The 429-nt window shown below is 69.9% G+C and carries 1 pseudogene; it reads right to left on the bottom strand.

The features are described from left to right. A pseudogene (locus Q2T94_RS20490) lies at positions 1-429 on the bottom strand (serine hydroxymethyltransferase); the annotation flags it as partial.

Below are 429 nucleotides of genomic sequence, written 5' to 3'. Positions count from 1 at the left end.
CGGGTACAGCGGGTGGGCGTTGGCCAGGGCGTGCACGCGGTCCAACAGGTCCGCGAGCGTTGCCTCGTTGTTCTCCTGGGTGCCGGCGATGAGGGTCTCGGCGATGATGTCCGCGACCTCCACGAAGGCGGCCTCGGAGAAGCCGCGGGTGGCCAGCGCCGGGGTGCCGATGCGCAAACCGCTGGTGACCATCGGCGGACGCGGGTCAAAGGGGACCGCGTTGCGGTTCACCGTGATCTCCACCTTCGCCAACAGGTCCTCGCCCTGCTGCCCGTCCAGCTGGGAGTTTCGCAGGTCCACCAGGACCAGGTGCACGTCGGTGCCGCCGGTGAGCACGGAAATGCCCGCCGCCGCGACATCCGGTGCGGTGAGGCGCTCGGCCAGGATCTTCGCACCGGCCAGGGTGCGTTCCTGGCGTTCGCGGAACTC

Origin of the sequence: Paeniglutamicibacter sulfureus (genome assembly GCF_030512175.1) — a bacterium.
GTDB lineage: Bacteria > Actinomycetota > Actinomycetes > Actinomycetales > Micrococcaceae > Paeniglutamicibacter > Paeniglutamicibacter sulfureus.
This window is presented reverse-complemented; position numbering and strand designations above follow the sequence as displayed.